The sequence below is a fragment of the Terrisporobacter sp. genome (genome assembly GCF_017888745.1).
In the GTDB taxonomy this organism is placed as follows: domain Bacteria; phylum Bacillota; class Clostridia; order Peptostreptococcales; family Peptostreptococcaceae; genus Terrisporobacter.
This window is the reverse complement of the sequence record NZ_JAGHFM010000051.1, coordinates 1-3,157: the sequence shown is the minus strand read 5'-3', so window position 1 is coordinate 3,157 and position 3,157 is coordinate 1. Positions and strand designations below refer to the sequence as shown.

The window sequence follows — 3,157 nt, the reverse complement described above, 5'->3', positions numbered from 1 at the left end:
CACCAACAATAGCAATGAATGTAGATGATATCAAACTGGCAAAAGCAGGAATACTGCTTAAACTTATTATTTTATTATATATTTTTACTCCTATTATTGAAGTTATAAAAGTTGCTATAAAAGTAGGTAAATTATTTCCATCTACTAAACCAGCAAAGAACGCAGAACCAATGCCTGTAAATATATATTGTGATAATTCCGAATAAGAGTTTGTATTGACTATACTCTTTGCTTCTTTCATAGTATCTTCTACTGATATATCCCTATTACCAACAAACTTTCTAGAAAGTTCATTTAGCAACGATATTTTATCTAAGTTAATAGATCTTGATTTAATACTCACCATAAATGAATATCCATCAAATCTAGAATCAGAGATAATAATTACAGTAGGAGATGTAAAAACATTTATATGATTAAATCCCCTAGATTTACAGATTCTTAAAATTGTATCGTCTACACGATATGTTTCTGCTCCGTTTACTAGCATAAGTTCACCTATGAATAATGCTAATCTAAGGACACTTTTCTTGTAATTTGGATCTAATTCCTCATTCATAAACTTGCCTCCCTCAATATGATAAGTGAAATTTTATCTAATTAGTTAATTAGTATATATGAAACATATTTTTCAAACCTAGTGTAGTATATAATATTTATAAAATGAAAGTCAATAAAAGTATGTAATAAAGTTTTAAGAGATTCACATAAGTTTAAAACTACTTCCAAGACTAGATTTAGTTGTTTTAAATATTACTATTTTTAGTTTAACATATAATATATTTGATATAATTTTTAGAAAAGAATTATTTACAAAGTTAATTTTATTTATATAAATGAAAGGATGGAAGTGTTTATGAAATTTATAATAACAAAAACAATACTTATATTATAAAAAATCTCACTAAGGTAAGATTACTTTAGTGAGATTTTTTATATTTTATAGATACTATATCTATTGTTGTTCTGTTTTTGTAAGTATTAATTATGACTGCATAGCTTTATTTTTAAATTGTTTTTTTATAGTATTAATACCTTCAATTGTTAGAACAATAGCTAATATAACAAGTAATGTGGCAAGTATAGCACGAATATAGTACCATCCTAGACCTGTACCACCAGCAATAATAGCAGTAAAATTAGATTTTATTGTGAATATTAATGATGTAATAGTTACAACTAACATAAATGCCATAGGTATGAAGAACATTTTATTATTTCTACCAATATTACCAAGCCATGCCGCAACAGCTAATAATCCAAGAGCTGCAAGTAATTGGTTAGCTGCTCCAAATAATGACCAGATATTTGCATATCCAGTAAGTCCAAGTGATATACCTAAAACAACAGTTATGATTGTTGCAATATATGGATTTGTAAGAGTTCTCTTAAATCCTGTAGTATCCTCTCTATTCTCACCAGGTTCTAACCAAAATTCTTGGAACATATAACGAGCAAGCCTTGTTGCTGTATCTAATGATGTTAAACAGAAAACAGAAACAGTTAATACTAATAATGAATATGATATGTCATATACACCAGAAAGTCCTGGTATTTTACTTAACATGGAAGCTATACCTGTAGCAAAGACTACTGTAGGTGTAACTGTTGTACCTGCTGCATAATCTTTCCATATATATCCTACTGCACAGATTGAAATTAATGCAAGAGCACATTCAATTAACATTGAACCATAAGCTATGGGACGAGCGTCTTTTTCACTGTTCAATTGTTTTGCTGTAGTACCAGAACCAACTAATGAGTGAAATCCTGATATAGCACCACAAGCAATTGTAATAAATAGAGCAGGGAATAAATATCCAAGTGATGTTCCTGTAGGCGCTATTGTATCAACAAAACCAGTAAATGCTGGGATATTTAGTGTTGGATGAGAACCAACGATTCCAACAACTGCGATTATCATCATTCCATATAATAAGAATGAACTTAAATAATCACGTGGTTGTAGTAATATCCAAACAGGTGTTACAGACGCAACTAGTATATAAATACCCACTATAATCATCCAAGCTGTTGAACTTAGATATATAGGGTGGAAATTTATACCGATAGTTATACATATAACTATCGCTATAATACCAACAATAGTTGAAGTAGTTAGTGAAGCATTACGTCTATAAACCAAAAATCCAAAAGCAACTGCAATAAAAATAAATAATAAAGAAATCATGGCAGTAGATGCATTAGCTGCGCTAGCTGCATAATCAATAGCTCCTGTATCAGTAAATGTAGCTTTAAAAGTATCTGCTACTATAGATGCAAAAGCTGCAACTACTAATAATAATGTTAAATAAGAGAAAATAAGGAATAATTTCTTAGCACGAGGGCCAATATTTTGCCCTATAACTTCACCGATGGATTGTCCCTTATGACGTATAGATGCAAATAAAGCACCAAAGTCATGAGTAGCACCAAAGAATATACCACCTATTAATATCCATAGTACAACAGGAATCCATCCAAATACGGCTGCTTGTATTGGCCCATTTATAGGACCTGCACCTGCGATAGAAGAGAAATGATGTCCTAGAAGAACAGGTGCTTTTGCTGGAACATAGTCTACTCCATCTTCGAATTCATGAGATGGAGTGATTTGATTTTCATCAATACCCCAAGTTTTTGCTAACCACTTTCCATAAGTGACATAGGCGACAAATAAAATTGCGATGCCAACTAATAATATGACTACTGCATTCATAAGTTTACCCCCTTTTTAAACTTATAAGTTTAATTAAAATTTTGTTTTATAATTATATATAAATTAAAAAATAAAACAATATCAAATTTACTAAGTTCCCAAATTAATATTGTGTTAACAATACTCTCTGATTTTTTTATGAAAACTATTTGTTTTTATTAACAAGTTTTTAAAAAATCTTGTTGTACTTTTACCTCCGTTATTTCCAAAAATTTTATTATCACTAATATTTATGCAAACTGTATGAAAATCCATCCATCCATAAAAAGAAAACTTAAAATTTTTATGAAGATTGCATTTAGTTAATAATTTCTCTGCTTCTTTTTCACAGGAATCACATATAAAAACAGTTGTAATATAAGAGTACATGTGACCTGGTTTAGGATCAATTAATTTCATACCATAATTATATGCATAATCTTTACATTTATTAAAAAT

General features: G+C 29.3%; 3 protein-coding genes. All 3 read right to left on the bottom strand.

Annotated elements, in window-relative coordinates; genetic code table 11:
* On the bottom strand, positions 1 to 559 hold a 559-nt coding region (locus J7G74_RS02190), incomplete at its 3' end, for a threonine/serine ThrE exporter family protein (RefSeq protein ID WP_297131307.1).
* Between the two features lie 426 nt (positions 560 to 985).
* Positions 986 to 2,719, bottom strand: coding sequence for a carbon starvation CstA family protein (locus J7G74_RS02185; RefSeq protein ID WP_297131304.1), 1,734 nt, complete (start codon positions 2,717 to 2,719; stop codon positions 986 to 988).
* Positions 2,720 to 2,833: 114 nt separating this feature from the next.
* On the bottom strand, positions 2,834 to 3,157 hold a 324-nt coding region (locus tag J7G74_RS02180; RefSeq protein WP_330616357.1), incomplete at its 5' end, for a hypothetical protein.

Coding starts and splice junctions, on each gene's coding strand:
- J7G74_RS02185 (WP_297131304.1), bottom strand. CDS start 2,719: ATGAATGCAGTAGTCATATTATTAGTTGGCATCGCAATTTTATTTGTC.